At 43.6% G+C, this 18,800-nt stretch carries 22 protein-coding genes; 7 read left to right on the plus strand and 15 right to left on the minus strand.

Annotated elements, in window-relative coordinates; translation table 11 throughout:
* Nucleotide 1 precedes the first annotated feature (1 nt).
* The 12 genes from MUY27_RS13735 to MUY27_RS13790 form a co-directional block, all read right to left on the minus strand.
* The gene (locus MUY27_RS13735) at nt 2-505 is read right to left on the minus strand and encodes an NADH-quinone oxidoreductase subunit C (RefSeq protein WP_245130661.1); all 504 of its coding nucleotides are present in this window, start codon (nt 503-505) and stop codon (nt 2-4) included.
* Nucleotides 505-1,047 (minus strand): NADH-quinone oxidoreductase subunit B, encoded by a 543-nt coding sequence (locus tag MUY27_RS13740; protein ID WP_245130663.1) that lies wholly within the window; start codon nt 1,045-1,047, stop codon nt 505-507. The genes MUY27_RS13735 and MUY27_RS13740 overlap by 1 nt, the downstream gene beginning before the upstream one ends.
* A gap of 117 nt (nt 1,048-1,164) precedes the next feature.
* A complete protein-coding gene (locus MUY27_RS13745) occupies nt 1,165-1,536 on the minus strand; it encodes an NADH-quinone oxidoreductase subunit A (RefSeq protein ID WP_245130665.1) in 372 nt (123 codons plus the stop codon).
* An 85-nt stretch (nt 1,537-1,621) separates the two neighbouring features.
* Nucleotides 1,622-3,313: a tetratricopeptide repeat protein gene (locus MUY27_RS13750; protein WP_245130667.1), complete on the minus strand. Its 1,692-nt coding sequence runs from the start codon at nt 3,311-3,313 to the stop codon at nt 1,622-1,624.
* A 31-nt stretch (nt 3,314-3,344) separates the two neighbouring features.
* Nucleotides 3,345-4,256: a PstS family phosphate ABC transporter substrate-binding protein gene (locus MUY27_RS13755; RefSeq protein ID WP_245130669.1), complete on the minus strand. Its 912-nt coding sequence runs from the start codon at nt 4,254-4,256 to the stop codon at nt 3,345-3,347.
* Nucleotides 4,249-4,479, minus strand: coding sequence for a hypothetical protein (locus MUY27_RS13760; protein WP_245130670.1), 231 nt, complete (start codon nt 4,477-4,479; stop codon nt 4,249-4,251). Before MUY27_RS13760 ends, MUY27_RS13755 begins: the two co-directional genes overlap by 8 nt.
* A 7-nt stretch (nt 4,480-4,486) precedes the next feature.
* Nucleotides 4,487-5,320 (minus strand): energy transducer TonB, encoded by an 834-nt coding sequence (locus tag MUY27_RS13765; RefSeq protein ID WP_245130672.1) that lies wholly within the window; start codon nt 5,318-5,320, stop codon nt 4,487-4,489.
* 40 nt (nt 5,321-5,360) lie between these two features.
* On the minus strand, nt 5,361-5,894 hold the full coding sequence (locus tag MUY27_RS13770; protein ID WP_245130675.1) for an ExbD/TolR family protein: 534 nt from the start codon (nt 5,892-5,894) through the stop codon (nt 5,361-5,363).
* Nucleotides 5,895-5,900: 6 nt separating this feature from the next.
* Entirely contained in the window at nt 5,901-6,512 is a 612-nt protein-coding gene (locus tag MUY27_RS13775; RefSeq protein WP_245130677.1) for an ExbD/TolR family protein, read from the minus strand.
* A gap of 85 nt (nt 6,513-6,597) precedes the next feature.
* Nucleotides 6,598-7,425 carry a MotA/TolQ/ExbB proton channel family protein gene (locus MUY27_RS13780; protein ID WP_245130679.1) on the minus strand — a complete coding sequence of 276 codons (828 nt, stop codon included), beginning with the start codon at nt 7,423-7,425 and terminating at the stop codon, nt 6,598-6,600.
* A gap of 376 nt (nt 7,426-7,801) precedes the next feature.
* Nucleotides 7,802-8,140, minus strand: coding sequence for a translation initiation factor (locus MUY27_RS13785; protein WP_245130680.1), 339 nt, complete (start codon nt 8,138-8,140; stop codon nt 7,802-7,804).
* Nucleotides 8,127-9,032 carry a diacylglycerol/lipid kinase family protein gene (locus MUY27_RS13790; protein WP_245130682.1) on the minus strand — a complete coding sequence of 302 codons (906 nt, stop codon included), beginning with the start codon at nt 9,030-9,032 and terminating at the stop codon, nt 8,127-8,129. Before MUY27_RS13790 ends, MUY27_RS13785 begins: the two co-directional genes overlap by 14 nt.
* Nucleotides 9,033-9,232: 200 nt before the next feature.
* On the opposite strand from MUY27_RS13790, the gene metK reads away from it, so the two are divergent.
* From metK to MUY27_RS13805, 3 genes are all read left to right on the plus strand, one after another.
* Nucleotides 9,233-10,483, plus strand: coding sequence for a methionine adenosyltransferase (gene metK / locus MUY27_RS13795; protein WP_245130684.1), 1,251 nt, complete (start codon nt 9,233-9,235; stop codon nt 10,481-10,483).
* Nucleotides 10,484-10,613: 130 nt separating this feature from the next.
* Nucleotides 10,614-11,177 (plus strand): NUDIX domain-containing protein, encoded by a 564-nt coding sequence (locus MUY27_RS13800; protein WP_245130686.1) that lies wholly within the window; start codon nt 10,614-10,616, stop codon nt 11,175-11,177.
* A gap of 42 nt (nt 11,178-11,219) precedes the next feature.
* Nucleotides 11,220-11,969, plus strand: coding sequence for a lysophospholipid acyltransferase family protein (locus tag MUY27_RS13805; protein ID WP_245130688.1), 750 nt, complete (start codon nt 11,220-11,222; stop codon nt 11,967-11,969).
* Nucleotides 11,970-12,035: 66 nt separating this feature from the next.
* On the opposite strand, the gene MUY27_RS13810 is transcribed toward MUY27_RS13805, so the two are convergent.
* A complete protein-coding gene (locus tag MUY27_RS13810) occupies nt 12,036-12,767 on the minus strand; it encodes a LytR/AlgR family response regulator transcription factor (RefSeq protein ID WP_245130690.1) in 732 nt (243 codons plus the stop codon).
* A gap of 2 nt (nt 12,768-12,769) precedes the next feature.
* Entirely contained in the window at nt 12,770-13,783 is a 1,014-nt protein-coding gene (locus MUY27_RS13815) for a sensor histidine kinase (protein ID WP_245130693.1), read from the minus strand.
* Nucleotides 13,784-13,979: 196 nt separating this feature from the next.
* Between MUY27_RS13815 and MUY27_RS13820 the strand changes: the two genes are divergently transcribed.
* The 3 genes from MUY27_RS13820 to MUY27_RS13830 are packed head-to-tail and all read left to right on the plus strand — an operon-like array spanning nt 13,980 to nt 15,885.
* Entirely contained in the window at nt 13,980-14,186 is a 207-nt protein-coding gene (locus tag MUY27_RS13820) for a hypothetical protein (RefSeq protein ID WP_245130695.1), read from the plus strand.
* A complete protein-coding gene (locus MUY27_RS13825; protein ID WP_245130697.1) occupies nt 14,180-15,085 on the plus strand; it encodes an ABC transporter ATP-binding protein in 906 nt (301 codons plus the stop codon). The genes MUY27_RS13820 and MUY27_RS13825 overlap by 7 nt, the downstream gene beginning before the upstream one ends.
* The gene (locus MUY27_RS13830; RefSeq protein ID WP_245130699.1) at nt 15,082-15,885 is read left to right on the plus strand and encodes an ABC transporter permease; all 804 of its coding nucleotides are present in this window, start codon (nt 15,082-15,084) and stop codon (nt 15,883-15,885) included. The genes MUY27_RS13825 and MUY27_RS13830 overlap by 4 nt, the downstream gene beginning before the upstream one ends.
* A gap of 188 nt (nt 15,886-16,073) precedes the next feature.
* Here MUY27_RS13830 and MUY27_RS13835 read toward each other — a convergent pair whose 3' ends face one another.
* Complete coding sequence (locus MUY27_RS13835; RefSeq protein ID WP_245130701.1) at nt 16,074-17,423, minus strand: M20/M25/M40 family metallo-hydrolase; 1,350 nt, start codon at nt 17,421-17,423, stop codon at nt 16,074-16,076.
* A 212-nt stretch (nt 17,424-17,635) separates the two neighbouring features.
* Here MUY27_RS13835 and MUY27_RS13840 point away from each other — a divergent pair, with 212 nt between their 5' ends.
* The gene (locus MUY27_RS13840; protein ID WP_245130703.1) at nt 17,636-18,739 is read left to right on the plus strand and encodes a GAF domain-containing protein; all 1,104 of its coding nucleotides are present in this window, start codon (nt 17,636-17,638) and stop codon (nt 18,737-18,739) included.
* The last annotated feature ends 61 nt before the right edge of the window (nt 18,740-18,800 follow it).

Consider the following 18,800-nt stretch of genomic DNA (forward strand, 5'->3'; position numbering starts at 1 on the left):
GTTATCTTCCAAAAAAGTAATCCTTTTTGTCCACCCGGTTCGGATCCTCCAGCGGATATTCCTTCCGCATGGGGAACACGGTCATGTCGTCCACATTCAGTATACGACGTAAGTCCGGGTGACCAACAAAGTTAAAACCGAAAAAGTCGTAAGTCTCGCGTTCCATCCAGTTCGCGCCGTTCCAGAGAACAGTAGCAGAAGGAACATCGAGATCATCGGCAGACATAAATATCTTAATCCTTACCCTGATGTTATTCACCAAGCTATGCAGGTGATAAACCACTCCTAAAGGCAGTTCCTGCTCTGGATAATGGATACCGGTAATATCTGTCAGGAAAACAAATTGTAATTCGGGATGATCTTTCAACCAGCCCAGCACCTCAATAATGTGTTGTTTGGTGGTATGAAAAGTAAGCAGCCCATAAGGTTCTGTCACCTGTTGAACATTTTCACCAAATTGTGCAGTTAACTTTTGAAGCAGTTCTTCGTTGGTTATCTTACCCATTATTGAATTCCGTATTTTGCTAATAAAGCCTGGTATTCAGGAGTATCTCTTCTACGAAGCGATTCTGTTTGCACCAGCTTTTGAATGTTCATAAATCCATCGATAATTGCTTCAGGGCGGGGCGGGCATCCTGGCACGTAAACATCAACCGGGATCACCTCGTCGATACCCTGCAGTACAGAATAAGTATCAAAAATACCACCGCTTGAAGCACATGCACCTACCGCCATTACCCAACGCGGCTCAGCCATTTGTAAATAAACCTGGCGAAGCACCGGCGCCATCTTTTTTGAGATAGTACCCATTACCATCAGCAGGTCTGCCTGGCGAGGCGAGAAGCTTAAACGCTCTGCTCCGAAACGCGACAAATCGTAATGTGCGCCCATGGTAGCCATAAACTCGATACCGCAGCATGAAGTGGCAAACGGCAGCGGCCACAAAGAATATGAACGCGCCAATCCTACGGCTTTATCTAATGATGTTGCAAAAAATCCCGACCCTTCTACACCCGCTGGCGCTTCAACTATTTTAATATCGCTCATCGATTTATCTTAAATAGGATATCCATGCCTCGTTAAAGAGACAAGTACAAATTTATAAATAAATAACGTTGTAAATGATACACTTAATATGCGTGAATAATTTAGAATAATTCTAATTTATTCCCAATCAAGTGCACCTTTCTTAATGATGTAAATAAAACCAAGGAGGAGGGTAGCCATAAAGATGAACATCTCTATCAGGCCTTCCTTACCCAGGTCTTTAAAGTTAACGGCCCATGGGTACATAAAGATTACCTCCACATCAAAAAGGACGAACAGGATAGCCACCAGAAAGTATTTGATGGAAACCGGCGTACGCGCATTACCAATAACCTCTACACCCGATTCAAAAGGCGTCAATTTATCGCTGGTATTGCGTTTAGGCCCTAATTTGTGCGTAAAGAACATGGTAGTTACCACGAACCCTACAGCTACAATCATTTGAAATATAATAGGCAGATAATTAACCGGTAAACTTTGTACTTCCATGCTGCAAATATAGCAATGGAACAACATAAAAAAAGACCTCTGTGCATACAGAGGTCTTTCTAAATATGATTGGCAATACTTTGCGCTATTTGCCTTTACCTGCGGCCGGCTTTTTCGCGAAGAACGCCTGTGCCTGTCGGTTGGTAGGGTCTAACTCACGCGCCTTAGTAAAATTCTCTTCGGCTTTAGCGTTGTCCTTTTCTTTGTACTGATAATAAGTACCCAGATATGCATAAGCAGAAGCCAGGTTCTTTTTATCTGCATCGGTTACGCCTTTTGTGGTAACGATCTGGATATACTTCTCATAGTACGGCTTGGCCAGACCTTTAATGTTCTGACGGTCACGGTCCTTGGTATCATTTACGTAAGCACGATATAAAGCTACTGCTGCAATCGGTGAAGTTGCCACGTGTTCAATATGTGCAAATGCAGAGTCTGATTTAACTAAAAGCATGGTATCTGCTTTCGGATCTTTATCGTCGTACGCATAAAAGTAGCTGATACCCTGGTTCAGGTAATCCTGCAGTTTAGCACGAGGTGTTTTTGAAATATACTGGCTGTATGCTTCAGCTGCGTCTTTATAACGTTTTTTAGCATAATAACTTTTTGCAATCTCGTTAAATACTTCGGTTTGTGTGGTATCTAACTGGTATGCTTTACGCAACGCCTGGATACCCAATGAATCTTGTCCTGAAGCTAACTCCAAGCGACCTAAGTAAAGGTAATCGCGAGGGATAATACGCTTAGGATCTGCAGAACTGATCCATTTGTTAATCGCTGTCAAACCAGCAGGATAATCCTTGTTTTCGTAAGCAGAATAAGCCAAATAACGGTAAACACGCAGGTTACTGTTAGCAGATGCTGCCAACGCCGCTGCTTCTTGTTGTAGTGTCTTGTAATCACCAGCCTGGATCAGGAAGTCGGCGTAACGCATGCGCGACTCTGTAGACATATCTGTCAGGCTTAAGTATTTACGATAATTATCCGCTGCTTCTTTAACTTTTGCAGATGCCATTTTCGGATCTGTCAAAGCCCAACGCAGATCGGTTTCAGCCCACTCGCGGTAAGCCGGACCAAAGTTAGGGTCGATAGACAGCGCTTTCTGGAATTGCTTTTCAGAATCCTCGAAGTTGTTCGCATATCTCCAAAGCACACCAATCGCTACGTTAGCGGTAGTTGAATTCGGGCTCAGGTTTACTGCATCTGAGTAATATTTGTAAGCATCGTTGCTTTTTAATTGCGAACGGTAAGCATCACCTAACGCGATATCAATGTCGGCATCTTTAGCATTAATGCTTAAACCCTTTTGTAATGCAGCAATCGCAGCATTTGCATCTGCCGGGGCAACTACGTTGCTGGTTCCCGGAGTTAATAAATAACCACGGCCGATGTACAAATAAGGTTTGCTATCTTTACCTGCAAGCGCTGCTGCCTGGTCAAAATTTGATTTGATACCGGCATTATCTTTATCCAGGCGTGCTACGGCACCTAAACCTGCATAGTTCAAGGCAGATTTGGCATTAGCAGCGATACCTTTGTTAAAGGCTGCCTTTGCAGAATCTGGATATTCCTGTAAGGTATAAACCCAACCCAGGTAGAAGAAGTTCTCATCTTTAGTGGGCTGCGTTGTCGTCAGATTCTTCAGAATTGATTTGGCTTTCTGATATTGTTCGGCGTCAATAGCTTTTTTGGCGTCGGCAAGACTTTGCGAAAAAGCTGATGAACCTATAAATACCATGCTTGCTGCTGCATATGTTACTTTACTTAATAGTTTCATGGCTTTAATTATAGTATAGTTTATTAGTTCGTTACTCCTTAATGTGTATCTCTCTGTGGGGGATCGAATCCGGCAATACGCCTGACTTTAATATAATCCTTTGCCCCCTCTCATTGGTCACAAATTCTGCAAACCCGCGACCAAGTCCCATTTTACCGGTACTGTTGATGAGATAGATTCGCCTGCTTAACGGATACTGCTTTAACGCAAGCGATGTTTGTGATGGTTTAAAATACTCGTTCGGGAATTTTTTATTCGCCTCATCCTTAACGCCTACAACCTTAACTTTGTTTACGGCATCTGCGTAATCCGGATCAGGATCGTTCAACCAGCTAAAGCCGATAATCCCTATAGCATTTGTATGGGTACTAACGTAATTAAGCACCTCTTTATTTGATTTCAATGCGTAAATATTTTTCTGTTGAAGCTTACCACCACTGAATTCTTTCAAATATCTTACCAAACTCGAGTTTGGATTATCAAAAACCAGTGCCTTATCTGTCTTGGTATTTCCGTTCAACAAATTTTTCAGATCCTTTACGGTAATCAGCGTATCTGAAGATGCCTGGTTAACGATCAGCGCTATCGCATCTACTGCGATAGGAAAAGTTTCGGCAACTAAAGTACGGCTCTTTAAAATATTTACTTCATTGGTGTCGAGCATTCTCGACAATACTGCTACTCTAACTGTATCATTCAAAAAACTGCGTAATAAAGCGTTCTCTGATTGATATCTAAATTCTGGCTTTGCTTCTTTAAAAATCCCTTCAAACACCTGGGCTTCGGCCTCGATAACAGGTTTAAAGGATTCATCTACTGCAATAACCTCGTGTCCACTATGGACGGTGTCATCTCCTGCATGCTTATCTGTCTTCCTGTTACAACCAGCTAACACTATAAATAAGACGATGATAAGCCCGGAAAGTTTAACTACTCTATTCATCAGGGTCTTTTCTAAACAAACGGGTGAACCGAAGAATACCATAGGCTACGATCAGTAAGCCGATGGCGATACGTTGCCAGGTGTTAAAGGGCAGGTTCAGGCGCGGCCAAAACATCACCATCAAACCGAAGGCAAGTACAAAAACAAATGTAGTAGCTCCTAAAATAAGCAAAAACCGCCTTTTGAGCGATTTTTGCTTATCACGATCATATCGATATGCCATGAAAGTATTATTGATCCTGCAGGGTAAAGCTGATCGGCACGGTGTACTGTTGCCTTACAGGTCTACCATTCTGGATACCAGGTTTCCATTTAGGTGAGTTTTTGATAACGCGTACGGCTTCTTCGTCGCAACCGCTACCTAAACTGCGTAGAACCTTAATATCTGTTAATGATCCGTCTTTCTCCACAACGAAGGTTAAGATTACTTTACCTTGAACGTTGTTTTCGCGGGCAACCGCAGGGTAACGGATATTCTTACCAAGGTAAGCACCGAATTTCTCTAAACCGCCAGGGAACTCAGCAGAGTTTTCTACCGAAGTAAAGATCTCGTTGCTGTTATCTTCTACCACTTGTTTGGTATCAGAGTTACCTACTGGCTCATCGATACGGATTTCCGCATTCGGGTTACCTTTTTGGGTTTCCTGACCAGGGTCTGCTGTTTTCAGCTCTTCCACAGTCGGAGGATCCTTCTCACGAACCTCGTTATCAGGTTTTACCACCGGAGGTGGGAAACGTACCTGGTCCACACGTGGTTTTGGTGGCTCCGGAGGTGGCGGAGGTGGTTTTTTGGTCTGATCCACCGGTGGTGGCGGCTGAAGCACTACTTCGGTAACTTTTACCTTCTCGCGCTCCTTCGGCAATATACCCTCAATCCAGTTGATGATGGTGGGAATGGAGATAACAAACACAAACAGTACTACGGCTATGATCAAAGACTTATTAGTGGTCTTTGGGTTTTCCTTGCGGAGCTCGTAAGCACCATAAGCCTTGTTACGACCAGTAAACACCACATCAAGCCATTCGGGCTTTAAGATGTCTAACTTTGATCCTAAAATGCTCATGAGTTGAGTATTTTTACTTTAATGTTTTTAACAATAACTTTTAATAGATGTTCTGCTTTTTAAGCTCTTCGACTTCCGGTTGCGAAATGTCTACAATACCGTAACTCTGTACGTTAGTGATGTGCATTTCGTCCAGGATATCCACCATGTTTCTATAGATAGATTTATCGCTTGGCTTAATAATTACGAACATATCTTTACCGGTAGAAGCTTTAATCTTCTGGATGTTATCCAGTAGCGACTTCCGGATTTGGTTTTTTCCGAAACCTTCAACAGTGGGTGTAGATTTGCCTGGCTCGCCCACGTACCATTCTACCTTGTCATTACTGCCAAGTAAGATGGTCATGGTTCTTGAAGCAGCAACGGCTAACTCATTGTCTTTCTGCTTTTCGTCCTTATCTGGCATTGCCAGGTCCATTGCTTGGGGCTTGTTTAACGTCGTGGTTAACATGAAGAACGTGATCAGCAAGAATGCAAGGTCAACCATGGCGGTTAAATCCACCCGGGTTGAGGCCTTTTTACTTCTTACCTTCCCGCCTTTGCCCGAGTCGGAGGAGGTGTCTAATTCTGCCATTGCCTGTTATTTAGCACTTCTTAAAGAAGTGATTAAATTGAATTTGTTAACTTTTTGCTTCTGCAGGATAGTAATCACCTTTTTTATGGTAGGATACTCCTCTTTAGCGTTTCCTTTGATAGAGATACGCATTTCTGCATTATCCAGCACTTTATCAGCAATACGTGCTTCACGAATCCAGTGGAAAAGCTCGTTATTGTTGGTAGTATCGGCAGGGATACCTGGCTGCGTATATTTTTCGCGCTGCTCTGGTTCCATGCTCAGGAACTGCTTCATCTGGTTCATCGGTACGCCTACTGCCTGCAGGTTTGCATACTTGTTTTTCTCTTCTTGAGTAAAAGTAACGCCATAGCGTTGTCCCATTTGCTCAAGGGTTTGAATGCGGATATTAGCACCGGTAATGTCAAAGAAAACTTTACCAGAGCCTACCACTAATGTGGCAATATCCTTCTCAGGCTGCTTAATGGTCACTGTAGAGGCCGGTGTATCAACCGGTACAGGATCCTGCTGCCTGGGTTTTGCTGTTAATATGAAAAAGGTAAGCAACAGGAATGCCACGTCGCACATAGCGGTCATGTCTGTTGTTGTACTTTTCCGTTTAATTTTTACTCTTGGCATTTTCGTATTTTTTTAAATATAAAGTGATAACGTTATAAACATCCTGCCCTGTATAGGGCAGGACTAAAACTATACACTAAATATTTTAACGTTTGTGAGATGCAGCAAAAGTTTGCACAAGGCTGAAGCCGGTTTCGTCGATAGCGTAAGTCAGTTTATCAATCTTCGAAGTAAAGATGTTATAGAAGATAATTGATAAACATGAAGTTAAGATACCGATCGCAGTGTTGATCAACGCTTCAGAGATACCAGATGCAAGCTGAGTTGAGCTGGCAGCACCTGAAGTTGCTAACGCTGCGAAAGCCGAGATCATACCACGTACTGTACCTAACAGACCGGTTAATGTACCGATAGATACCAGTGTAGCGATGATGGTTAAGTTTTGCTCCAGCATCGGCATTTCTAATGCAGTTGCTTCTTCAATATCTTTTTGGATAGCCAATACTTTCTGATCTACGTCAAGGTTTGGCTCGTTTTCCATTTCACGGTATTTTTTCAGACCTGATTTGATTACGTTAGCCACAGAACCTTTTTGTTTGTCGCATTCTGCAACAGCAGCGTCAATGCTGCCTTGGTTAAGGTAAGCCTGGATCTTTTTCACAAATGTATCTACGCTGCTTGTACCAGAAGCTTTACCGATAACAATGAAACGCTCGATAGCAAAGATGAACACCATTAAAAGGTAAGTTACCAGTACAGGTACAATTGGACCACCTTTGTGGATAGTTCCGAAGTAATCTGCTGGTTCGCCCTCTGGATTACCACCTCTGAAGTGGCTTGGATCGCCAAGGATAAACATGTAAATAAGAACTGCTACAACGAAAGCAATAGGAATTGCCAATGTAGCAAAAATCGCTGAAGAACCTGAGCTTTCCTTTTTAACCGGTGTCGTTGGTTTTGGTGCGTTTGCCATTACTTTTTTAAATTTAGTTTTAGTTTTTGTTTATAATATAAAGTTAATTAATGTGCGCTTTTGCGAATAACAAATCTAATATTTTATCAAGACAAAAAACCGAAATGTTATTTTAAAAAATTATTAAGGTTTAAACTCTTTAGCCTGTTAAGTTATTCATAAACTACAATAGGTTTGTAAAATTGTATTCCTATCAACAATTTTTTACAATAAAAACTATTTTTTTTAAGAATATCAAGTTGCCTTACGCAAAAAGTGTGTTACTAACACTTTTAACGATTAAACAGCATCCGCGTGCCGTGGCAATTGTGACTAATAAACAGGCGATTATGTTTTGCTTGTGAATAAAATTTAATTCAAACAAATTAAAACGGGCTTAACCACCAGCCTTTTTCGCCTTATAACCCATGGTCTGTAGCACCGGCAGCAGTTTATCCCTGAAATCGCCCTGTATCAATACCTCGCCGTCTTTTACGGAACCACCTGTACCACATTTAGATTTTAGTTGCTTTCCGAGTGTTTCCAGGTCATCTTCCTTTCCAACGAACCCATTTATACGGGTCACCAGTTTACCCCCACCTTTCCGGTCCAGAAAAATTTTCAGGTTCTGCTGCTGTGGCGGAAGCGTTTCGTGCGCAGATTCCTGCTCATGCTGATATTGAAAATCCGGGTCTGTAGAATAAACTACGCCCTGGAAGCCTTTATTTTTCGCCATTGTTGTTCTCTTTATACTGCTTGCCTACAATTACCTTTAATATACGCGGTACTACTTCAATTTCGGCGTCCGGTCCCAATAATTGGGGTTCACCGTCCAGGTGTACAGGTCCCGCCTGCTGGCGCTTCACTTCAATATGCCTGCCCTTGATGATCTCCACATAATCGCTTTTATCCGCCGTTTTATTAAACATCCGCAATCCCATTTCCGGGAAGCGGTACAGCGGGAACGGCTTAATCACGCAAACATCCAGCAAGCCATCCTGTACAGAAGCATGCGGCGCTACGTGGGCATTATTACCAAACTGCGATGAATTAGCGAAACTGAGCATAAACGCTTCGCGGTCGTAATGCTTCCCATCAATATTTAACTGGTAACGTTGCGATTTATAGGTGGTTATTTCCTTAACAGAGGATTTGAAGTAAGTAATAAACCCGCGGCTTTTCTGGTGCGAAAATACTTCGCTGATGTGGGCATCGAAACCCATACCCGCCATATTAAAAAACCATTGCCCGTTTATCCTCGCCCCATCTATCACCTCTACATAATAGTGATTTAACGTCCGGATGGCTTCGGCCGTATCCATCGGTATACTTAAAAAACGCGAAAGGCCATTGCCGGATCCGTAAGGTAATATCGCAAATACGGCTGCTGTACCGGCCAGGGCAGAAGCTATTTCATTCACCGTTCCATCACCACCCACGGCAACTACCAGGTCGTAAACTCCAACAGCTTTGCTTGCCAATTCATGGGCCTGGCCATGTGCGCGCGTAAATTCGATATGATAGGTAAATATTTCCGGATCTAAAAAGCGCTTAATCAGTTCCGGCACTTTATCTTTTGTCTTTCCTCCCGAAATAGGATTAATAATGAATAACGCTTTCTTTTTCAACTCCAAACAATAAGCTTCAAAAGTAAACCTTATTTGGCGTTAATTAAAAATGTTTTAATTTTGACGCCCGAAAGTGGACTGATTTAGTCGCCGCGTATCTGTTGCGCTGCTTGGATTGCAACCACATAAAAAAGTGCTAAAACCATGCTTCTTTTTTGTTTGTGCCGGCTACTTCGTCCCGCTTTATTTAACTTATAATTATGCCATATTTATTCACTTCAGAATCAGTTTCAGAGGGGCATCCCGATAAAGTTGCCGATCAGATATCAGACGCGTTAATCGATAACTTTTTAGCGTTCGATCCCGAATCTAAGGTTGCATGCGAAACCCTGGTAACCACCGGGCAGGTGATCCTGGCGGGCGAGGTAAAATCAAAAACCTACCTTGATGTTCAAAAAATTGCGCGCGAGGTGATTAACCGCATCGGTTACACCAAAGGCGAATACATGTTTGATGGCAGCTCTTGCGGTGTGCTTTCGGCCATCCACGAGCAGTCACCGGATATCAATCAAGGCGTTGAGCGTAAAGAAAAACAAGAGCAAGGCGCCGGCGACCAGGGGATGATGTTTGGCTACGCTACCAAAGAAACGGACAACTATATGCCGTTAGCGCTGGATATTGCCCATGCGTTGTTAATTGAACTGGCAGCCATCCGTCGTGAAAACAGCGAAATCAAATACCTGCGCCCGGATGCAAAATCACAAGTAACACTGGAGTATGATGATAACAACCAGCCGCAACGTATAGATGCGATTGTGATCTCTACCCAGCACGACGATTTTGATACCGAAGAAGCGATGCTGGCGAAAATCCGTGAGGATATCATCAACATCCTGATCCCGCGCGTGAAAGCCCGTTACCCTAAATACGCCCACTTCTTTAACGAAGCCATTAAATATCACATCAACCCGACCGGTAAATTCGTGATCGGTGGTCCGCATGGGGATACCGGCTTAACCGGACGCAAGATTATTGTAGATACTTACGGTGGTAAAGGCGCACACGGTGGTGGTGCTTTCTCTGGAAAAGACCCATCTAAAGTAGACCGCTCTGCTGCGTACGCTACCCGCCACATCGCTAAAAACCTGGTAGCTGCAGGTATTTGCGACGAAGTATTGGTGCAGGTTTCTTACGCTATAGGCGTTGCCCAACCCATGGGTATCTATGTAAACACTTATGGCACTGCAAAAGTGGACTTCAACGATGGCGAGATTGCAAAGAAGGTAGAAAGCATTTTTGACATGCGCCCTTATGCTATTGAAACCCGTTTTAAATTGCGCAACCCTATCTACAGCGAAACTGCTGCTTACGGCCACTTTGGCAAACCAAGCACAACCGTTTCTAAAACCTTTGTTAGCCCAGATGGCAGCAAATTAGAAAAAGAAGTAGAATTATTTACCTGGGAAAAACTGGATTATGTTGATCAGGTGAAAGCTGCTTTTAATTTGTAGTAATTGATCCTGCAATAACCGAACAGGCGCCCTGGTTTTCGGGGCGCCTGTTTTATTTTATAACGCTGCTTTACCGATTTTAATTAAACAAGACCGGCGGGTATCCCGTTTCCTGTTTAACTTTACCCGCATGGAACACCCGACGCACAACCCCTGGAAAATTACCGGACAAAAAGAAATCTACGATAACAAATGGATCAACGTAACCGAGTACCAGGTGATCAATCCATCTGGCAACCCGGGGATCTATGGTAAAATTCATTATAAAAACAGGGCCATTGGCGTTATCGCGCTCGATGAAGAATTGAACATCTATTTAGTTGGGCAGTACCGTTTCGTACTCGATCAGTATACGTGGGAGATACCCGAGGGTGGCGGCCCGTTAGGTACAGAACCTTTGGATGGTGCCAAACGCGAACTGCTGGAAGAAACCGGACTAATAGCCAAAAAGTGGACTAAAATACAAGACTTCCATTTATCCAATTCTGTAAATGACGAGTTCGGGCATATTTTTCTGGCGCAGGATTTAGAACAGCATGAAGCCGAGCCAGAGGATACCGAAGAACTAATTGTGAAGAAAGTTCCCTTTGAGCAGGCCTACCAAATGGTGTTGAATAACGAAATAACAGATTCACTTTCTGTTGCCGGGATACTGCGCGTAAAGATTATGTTATTGGAAAAGACTTTGCCCTAAGCACTTTTGCCGAAAAGCATAAATCCCTAACTTTGACCGCTAATGAAAAAAGTTTTCGGATATATTTTATCTCCAATACATTATATCGCCTTCGGTTTGCTGTTGGGCATTTTCCAGCCTATACAATGGATCTGTTACCGTGCTTTTGGTTACCGCGCACATAAATATTCTGTTGATATTCTGAATTCGCTGCTTACTGCTACCTATTATTTATTAGGAAACCGCGTTAGCTTCGTGAACAAACAAAACCTGCCAACCAACCGCTCGATCATTTTTGTAGCGAATCACCAGAGCATGTATGACATCCCCCCGCTAATCTGGAAACTGGCGCCATGGCATGCTAAATTCATCTCTAAAATTGAACTGACAAAAGGCATCCCTTCCATTTCTTATAACCTGAAGGTGGGCGGTGGCGCGAATATCGACCGTAAAGATCCGCGGCAATCTATTACCGAACTGATGAAACTGGGCCAGCGCATGAAGGAAAACGTATGGTCTACCGTGATATTTCCCGAAGGCACCCGCTCTAAAGATGGTAACGTTCGCGCTTTTCAATCAGCCGGTATTGCTACCATCCTGAAAAAATGCCCGGACGCCTTAATTGTGCCCATTGCAATAGAAAATGCGTGGAAGATGGTGCAGTACGGAACTTTCCCGCTGAGCACTTTCGAGCATTTGAAATTTACGGTACTACCGGCAATTGAGGTAAATAAACGCCCTGCTGACGAAGTGGTGAAGGAAGCCGAAGCGGAAATTAAAAAGTTTTTGGGGCAAGATTTGGACCCTCTCTAAATCTCTCCCCAATAGGGAGAGACTTTTATTTTCACCCTCTCTTTTGGAGAGGGCTGGGGAGAGGCTTCAAATATTCTTATCCTCTATTTTATCAAAAAAGGCGTCGCGGTAGGTGTCACCTATCGGGATGATCTTGTCGCCGATACTGATGCGGCTACGCTCAATACTATCGATCTTATTTAGCGCTACAATATATGACTTATGCACCCTGACGAAGTGCTTTTCGGGTAAAGCGTCCTCCATTTTCTTCATGCCCTGGAGCGTAATGATGCGTTCATCCGGGGTGAAAATGGAAATATAATCCTTTAACCCCTCGATGAAGAGAATATCGTGCAGGTAAACTTTCTGAATTTTATGTTCGGTTTTTACGAAAATAAAATCGCTCATGAAATCATCATACTGCGCGGGGGGCGGTTCTTCTTTAGCTATAGATGCTGCCGCCGGACGGATCATGCCCTGGGCTTTTTGCACCGATTTAAAAAACCGGTCGAACGCAATAGGTTTCAGCAAATAATCAACCACATCCAGTTCGTAACCTTCCAAGGCATATTGCGGGTAAGCCGTCGTCAGTATCACCTTTGCTTTTCCATTGGCGATTTTTAAGAACTGCAGGCCGGTAAGCTCTGGCATCTGTACATCTAAGAATACCAGATCAATGCCGCCATCCTGAACAGTCGTCAACGCTTCAATAGGATTGGTGGTCGATTTAATCAACTGCAGAAACGGCACCTTGGAGATATAATCTTCTACAATATGCAGGGCCAGGGGCTCGTCATCAACTACAAGGCATCTGATCATGGCTATAAATCTAATGATAATTCACAAGAATAGGTTTCCGGCTTGTCGTGTATCTCCAACTTATACTTTCCCGGGTATAATAGGTCTAACCTTCGTTGAACATTACTTAGACCGATACCACCTGCCGCATCGCGGTTGTGGCTATGCTTTTTATTCCGTAGATAAAAACTAAGGTGATGGTCGCTAACGGCGATCACAATATCGATTGGGTTGGCGGCATCATTTGCCAAACCATGCTTAAAGGCGTTCTCCACAAAAGCAATTAATAATAATGGCACTATCTGCTGGTTGGTCACTACACCATTGATGGTATAATTTACATAAGCCTTATTACCAAACCTGATCTTTTGCAGATCTATATAATTCTGTACATACTGCAGCTCTTTACCCAGGTCTACCTTGTTATCATTACACTCATAAAGCATGTAACGCATAATTTCCGACAGCTTTAGCACAGCCTCCGGCGTAGTTTCAGATTTCTGGTAAGCCAGCGAATAAATAGTATTCAACGAATTGAACAGAAAATGTGGGTTGATCTGCGACTTCAGGAAGGAAAGCTCTGCACTTAACCGCTGGTTTTCCAAATCGCGCTGCACACGTTCGTTATTAAACCAATCCGTAGCAAACTTTAGTGCAATACTTAAGAATATAAATACCAGGCTGGTAAAAAAGGAACTGACGAAGTATTGCCCAAAGGTGAGTACCTGCCCTTTCTCGCGCACCAGGATGTAAGGCTTAAATAAAAGCGCCAAACCATATTTATCTATCCCCACGATGACCACCGCTATTAACAGTACCAGTGCATAAAGCTTGAATCTCTTTTTATCCAGGTAACGGGGGATGAGAACGTATAGGTTGAGATAGAAAAAACCGATGTTAATAATGCCGTAAAGCACAAAGATTACCAGCAAGCGCGGCATGCTCATCTTGGTGTTGTTGTGCACAAAAAACACGAAGAACGAGATCATGCTGATCCAAAAGAGGAAATGCCAGAAGACCTGCCAGCTTTTTTTCATTGCTTTAAAAATACTATTATTAGCGGGGTTATGTATTTCAATTATATCTAAGTAATGCTTTGATCGATGAACGGGCATTTTGTTACGACGAACCGGCGCCAGCCTGTTCATCTATAATTCGCGCCTGTTGGTCTAATACTTTTTAGCAGGAAATTTTTTCTGTATTCCTTTGTAGTGTTAAATCGATCACAAGACAATGAAAAAGTTAGTAAGCCACCTTAATCCATTTATACTGTTATTAATCCCGGTATTAATTGCCCTGGTTATGGGTATTGGTTATCAGGCAGAACAAGCTAAACAAATTGCTGAAAACACAAACACCCCTCACGCCACCTCTTTATTTTACAAGAGCGTAGGTTTAGTTAAAGCTGTTTGTGCTATCGCCCAGCAACAATTATGGTAATCAGAACAGAGGAGCTATCATTTAACTTCGGCAATCAGCAGGTAGTTAAATCGCTCTCACTGAACGTACCATCTAATAGCATCTATGGTTTTTTAGGCCCTAACGGCGCCGGAAAAACTACCACGATAAAAATGCTGCTCAACCTGCTTAAAACGCAGTACGGCAGCATTTATATTTTTGAGCAGGAACTGAACAAAAATCGCGTCCAGATACTTTCGCAAATTGGTTCGCTGATAGAACAACCTGCTATCTACAGCCACCTCACCGGAAAAGAAAACCTTTTGAACCGTGCCATGCTGGTACAGGTAGCTAAAAACCGGGTCGACGATATCCTGAAACTGGTTCAGCTGGACCATGCAGCAGATAAAAAAGCAGGTAAGTATTCTTTAGGGATGAAGCAAAGGCTGGGTATAGGCCTGGCATTACTGGCCGACCCTAAACTGCTGATCCTGGATGAACCCACCAACGGCCTTGACCCTAACGGAATTATCGAAATGCGCGAATTACTGATTGACCTGGTGAGAAACCATGATAAAACAGTGTTCGTTTCCAGCCACCTTCTGTCAGAAGTAGAGAAAATGGCGACGCATGTGGGCATTATCAACCATGGCGAGTTATTGTTCCAGGGAAGCATTACCGAATTAAGGGATGTGAGCAAACCGCTGATACATATTGAAACGGAAGATAACGTAGCCGCAGCGAATTTTCTGATGAAACAGAACATCATCCCTGTTGAAGTTAAAGATGAAGGTATTTTGGCGCCATATATCAGCCGTGAGGATATGGGCCGTGTTAACAGCTTGCTTACCGGCAACGGCTACCAGGTATACAGCATCTGTAAGCAACAGAAAGACCTGGAGAAACTTTTTCTGGACATTACAAAAAAGGCACAAGCATGAAGGGTTTCTGGTTATCATTCCGGTCTGAATTCTACAAAAGCCGAAAAACATTAGGCTTCTGGGGCTCCATCTTGCTGCCTTTATTAATATGCATGCTCGTTTTTTGGGGAACCTACGCACATTCGGAAAAAATGCAGCAACTTTCGGGCACGTTGTTATGGCTGCAACTTTCGGGCGGTATCCTGAATATTATGGGTGTACTGCTGCTGCCGATGTATATCATCTTCCTCAGCTATTCGGTAAATAACATTGAACATAAATCCGAGACCTGGAAAACCTTGTTCAGTCTGCCTATTCCTAAATGGTCTGTCTATAGCGCGAAATATGCTTATGCATTTATGCTACTGGTAATCTGCCTGTCGCTTTTCTTTTCGCTGACCATTGCTACCGGCTATCTACTCGAACTGGTTAAGCCCGAATTAAAATTTCACGAGGGCTCTATATCCGAAAGCCTGCTAAGGCTTTATATTAAATTATTCTTCAATTCACTGGGTATCCTGTCAATTCAATTTCTGCTCAGCCTGCTTTGGAGCGACTTTATCAAACCAATGGGCGTTGGCTTTCTGCTACTGATTGCCAGCGGTATTGGTGTGGGCGCCAACTGGAAATATATTTACCTGGTACCCTATGCACACCCGATGTTAGCCATCATGAACGTTATCCGTCGCGCAAAGGCTTCTTTTGGCAGCTTTAACATCAATGTGGTACTGCTTACCCGCGAAACCTATGTGAGCTTTATTGTAGCTGCCGTAGTATTCGTCGCCGGATTTTTCATCGTACAGAAAAGGAGTGTAAGGTAAGATCTAGGCGACGTAGATTGTCCTTACAAGTAAGCACATTAATTTAAATGTGAATTTGATAAGATTTTTTCTTTCTGGGTTTTAGCCTCACCTAATCCTCTCCAGAGGAGAGGACTTTAATTTAAAAAAGCCTTCCAGCAACAATTTAACGCTCCAACCTTTCCGGAGAGGGGTATGGGGAGAGGCTGCTACCTAATCGGTTTCGGGTATACCATCTGGCTTTCGTGCCCTTCAGCGTCTACCGCTTGTACCGCGAAAAAGTAATTATCCTTAGAATAATCTAATATGGCTTCGGTGCCGGTTATGTAAAACTTCTTCTCCCAAAAAGCGCTGGTGGTTTCGCGCATCAGCACGTAGTAACCGGCAGGCTGTTTTCCGGCTTTAGGTACTTCCCATTTTAAGGTGGTTTTGTTGGTTAATCCGCTGGTAGTTACCCCTACATTTTGCGGTTCAGCAGGTGCAAGGGCCAGGTTAGCCAGTACCGACAAATTCATACGAGCTACTTTCTGAATATAGTCATAGTCGGCAAACTCGGGCAGGTCGCCATAATCAACGCCGTTTTCTTTACGTACGTTCTGGTGCTGACGGTTAAAATCTTCATTCATCTCGGTAAAACGGACAGCTGTAAATCCCTGCTGCAAGAATGGTGTATGATCCCCACCACGCAAAAAACGATCACGGCGATAGATCAACTTTACATCCAATTGCGGCACATAACGTTCTGCCACTTCTTTAATGTACCGGGCCAGTTCGCGAGAAGGACTGTCATTTTCGCCACCATTTCCAATTAAGGCAGAAAGCGCCTTTTCGTTACCGGCAACGGTGGACGGCACACCTTCACTAAAAACGCGCACGTGCGTATTATCTTTCAAGCCGTTCTCCATACCGAAGGTATTACCTACGATATCATTGTTCAGCACGGCGTCTATGTTCCAGTTCTCAGCCTTGGCGCGCTTTGCAACATTGGTAGAGCCGTTCAGGCCTTGCTCCTCCCCTGCTACGGCCATAAAAATAATGGTGGACGGAAATTGCCTTTTTGCCATTACCCTGGCGAGCTCCATCGACACCGCCGTTCCGGAAGCATCATCGACAGCTCCCGGCGCGAAGGATTTTGCATCCATCACATCATTCACCCGCGAATCATAGTGGCCGGACACCATATAAATGCGTGTATCGTTCGGGTCGGTCCCTTTAAGAATAGCCAGCACATTCTTCAGCACCGTAGGTTTATCAATTCGCCCGCCCGCGGGTTGTGTAAACGTATCAAATTCTACATGCATCCTTCCGCCCGAAGCAGCGGCATAGCGCTCCATCTCTGCTTTGATCCAGTTGCGGGCCGCGCCAATACCCTCGGTTTTGCTGGTGGTATCGCTCAGGGTGTGGCGTGTTTTAAAACTCACCAGCTTACGCACGATAGCTTCTATATTTTTCGATGACACTTCATTCAGCATCTGGTTAATATTAGTATCAGTTTTTACGGTTGTCTGCGCGGCGGCAGGCAGGGCAAAAAGCAGGGGGAGTAGAAATCTGTACTTCATGTAATTCCTTTAATTGATGCAATTTAACATCTGAGCAGCAAGAGCCGCGGGCTTGAACAGAATTTTTACTTTCTTACTTAATTTTCCCTCAGATTAATTAAATTTCATTTATCAACAGTTTCGTCGTAAAGCAGTTACAAACTGCGCTATTTCAAAAAAAATGAAACCTTAAGCTGTCCCATTTACGTATCCTTGACAAACAGTACCACTTTATGCCGCAGAGAGAATTGGAGCGCCTGCAACGTGTCAACCGTTTTTTAAAGCTCGAGATCAGTAAGGAAAAAGAACTGCAGGAGATAGTAGACCTGGCAGCCAGTATTTGCAGTACGCCCACGGCGCTACTTACCTTTATAGATAAGGATACTCAGTACATCCGGTTCAAACGTTATTTTGATTATGACCGTACCACCCGCGAGGATGCTTTTTGCAACCACGTAATTGAACAGGACGATGTAATGGTGGTGCCTGATGCCATGCTTGATCATCGTTTTGTGAACAACCCATTGGTGACCGGCAGCCCAAATATCCGTTTTTATGCAGGCTCGCCCTTAGCCACCCAGGACGGCCACCGGTTAGGAAGCCTTTGCGTAATAGACCAACAGCCAAGGGATTTAAGCGATATCCAGCAACAAATGCTCGCTGCCTTATCCAAACAGGCCATGCAACTGCTGGAGTTTGAACAGAGCGTCCAGATTCTGAAAGAACAGTTTATCGAGGCTAAACGTGCCGAGATAGAACTCCGTTCGTTTTTTGAGAGCACTATTGATAACCACCTGCTTTTAGGTAAAAATTTTGAAGTGCTTGCCTTTAATAAGATGTGGGAGAATTATGTAAAAAGTACCGACGGCGTGGTGATCGAACGCGGCAAATCGATGATGAACTTCCTCCATCCCGAGAATGCGGAAACTTTCCTCCAGGATTATCTTAAGGCCTTAAAGGGAACAGCGGTATTTGTGCAGCGTGAAATGAAGATTGGCGATGGCTATGGCTGGCGCATCATTAAGTTTGAACCGGCATTTAACAACAACGGTGAAATCATTGGTGTATCCGTCAACTCGACTGACATTACCAATAAGATCAAACAAGACCAGATGTTAGCAGAACAAAACGAATCGCTTAAAGAAATTGCCTTTATGCAGTCGCACGAATTCCGTCGGCCGGTTGCATCAATAATGGGGTTGATGGATATTTTAAAAATGGACGAAGGCCTGCACGAGATAGAAGCTTTCCGTCTGCTTGAAAAAGCGGTAGCCGAACTGGACGAAAAGATCCATTTAGTAGTGAATCACGCCGGAAATAATCAAAAAGACGAGTAAAGCTTATCGATATTTATCTACCCACACATCGCGTGGTTTATTCAGGCAAGACTAACTTTTT

Source organism: Mucilaginibacter straminoryzae, assembly GCF_022953055.1.
Taxonomy (GTDB): Bacteria; Bacteroidota; Bacteroidia; order Sphingobacteriales; family Sphingobacteriaceae; genus Mucilaginibacter; species Mucilaginibacter straminoryzae.

Excerpts from the sequence above, each read along its gene's own strand:
- MUY27_RS13805 (WP_245130688.1), top strand. The coding sequence starts at position 11,220 with ATGAAAAAAGTTTTCGGATATATTTTATCTCCAATACATTATATCGCC.
- MUY27_RS13755 (WP_245130669.1), bottom strand. The coding sequence starts at position 4,256 with ATGAATAGAGTAGTTAAACTTTCCGGGCTTATCATCGTCTTATTTATA.
- MUY27_RS13820 (WP_245130695.1), top strand. The coding sequence starts at position 13,980 with ATGAAAAAGTTAGTAAGCCACCTTAATCCATTTATACTGTTATTAATC.
- MUY27_RS13825 (WP_245130697.1), top strand. The coding sequence starts at position 14,180 with ATGGTAATCAGAACAGAGGAGCTATCATTTAACTTCGGCAATCAGCAG.
- MUY27_RS13740 (WP_245130663.1), bottom strand. The coding sequence starts at position 1,047 with ATGAGCGATATTAAAATAGTTGAAGCGCCAGCGGGTGTAGAAGGGTCG.
- MUY27_RS13785 (WP_245130680.1), bottom strand. The coding sequence starts at position 8,140 with ATGGCGAAAAATAAAGGCTTCCAGGGCGTAGTTTATTCTACAGACCCG.
- MUY27_RS13775 (WP_245130677.1), bottom strand. The coding sequence starts at position 6,512 with ATGCCAAGAGTAAAAATTAAACGGAAAAGTACAACAACAGACATGACC.
- MUY27_RS13840 (WP_245130703.1), top strand. The coding sequence starts at position 17,636 with ATGCCGCAGAGAGAATTGGAGCGCCTGCAACGTGTCAACCGTTTTTTA.
- MUY27_RS13830 (WP_245130699.1), top strand. The coding sequence starts at position 15,082 with ATGAAGGGTTTCTGGTTATCATTCCGGTCTGAATTCTACAAAAGCCGA.
- metK (WP_245130684.1), top strand. The coding sequence starts at position 9,233 with ATGCCATATTTATTCACTTCAGAATCAGTTTCAGAGGGGCATCCCGAT.
- MUY27_RS13835 (WP_245130701.1), bottom strand. The coding sequence starts at position 17,423 with ATGAAGTACAGATTTCTACTCCCCCTGCTTTTTGCCCTGCCTGCCGCC.
- MUY27_RS13810 (WP_245130690.1), bottom strand. The coding sequence starts at position 12,767 with ATGATCAGATGCCTTGTAGTTGATGACGAGCCCCTGGCCCTGCATATT.
- MUY27_RS13750 (WP_245130667.1), bottom strand. The coding sequence starts at position 3,313 with ATGAAACTATTAAGTAAAGTAACATATGCAGCAGCAAGCATGGTATTT.
- MUY27_RS13770 (WP_245130675.1), bottom strand. The coding sequence starts at position 5,894 with ATGGCAGAATTAGACACCTCCTCCGACTCGGGCAAAGGCGGGAAGGTA.
- MUY27_RS13760 (WP_245130670.1), bottom strand. The coding sequence starts at position 4,479 with ATGGCATATCGATATGATCGTGATAAGCAAAAATCGCTCAAAAGGCGG.
- MUY27_RS13780 (WP_245130679.1), bottom strand. The coding sequence starts at position 7,425 with ATGGCAAACGCACCAAAACCAACGACACCGGTTAAAAAGGAAAGCTCA.
- MUY27_RS13815 (WP_245130693.1), bottom strand. The coding sequence starts at position 13,783 with ATGAAAAAAAGCTGGCAGGTCTTCTGGCATTTCCTCTTTTGGATCAGC.
- MUY27_RS13745 (WP_245130665.1), bottom strand. The coding sequence starts at position 1,536 with ATGGAAGTACAAAGTTTACCGGTTAATTATCTGCCTATTATATTTCAA.
- MUY27_RS13800 (WP_245130686.1), top strand. The coding sequence starts at position 10,614 with ATGGAACACCCGACGCACAACCCCTGGAAAATTACCGGACAAAAAGAA.
- MUY27_RS13765 (WP_245130672.1), bottom strand. The coding sequence starts at position 5,320 with ATGAGCATTTTAGGATCAAAGTTAGACATCTTAAAGCCCGAATGGCTT.
- MUY27_RS13735 (WP_245130661.1), bottom strand. The coding sequence starts at position 505 with ATGGGTAAGATAACCAACGAAGAACTGCTTCAAAAGTTAACTGCACAA.